Genomic DNA, 256 nt, shown 5'->3' on the forward strand with positions numbered 1-256 from the left:
GTATTCGATTTTCTTCTCGAGGCGTTTGACCGCTTTATCAATATGACGGACATTGGGATTAAACGCGCCAGCCACTGAAAAATTGGTCTTTTTCCCGAGCGGTTTCCCAGAGAAAGATAGCCCCTCGTTAAATTGTTTGATCAGACGGATCAAATCAAAGGAGGTTAAATCATACACAGATGTCGCACCTGGGAAGTCTCCAATTTTAGACGGATCGCCTGTGATGGCTAAAATATCGGTTAGTCCAAGCGTGTCC

Annotated in this window: 1 protein-coding gene; it reads right to left on the reverse strand. The window is 44.9% G+C overall.

The window, feature by feature from the left end:
* The coding region (locus tag AAEZ02_RS22950; protein WP_502959617.1) for a hypothetical protein at positions 1-256 on the reverse strand (256 nt) is incomplete at both ends.

This window comes from Shewanella sp. T24-MNA-CIBAN-0130, from assembly GCF_040310185.1.
In the GTDB taxonomy this organism is placed as follows: Bacteria; Pseudomonadota; Gammaproteobacteria; order Enterobacterales; family Shewanellaceae; genus Shewanella; species Shewanella psychromarinicola.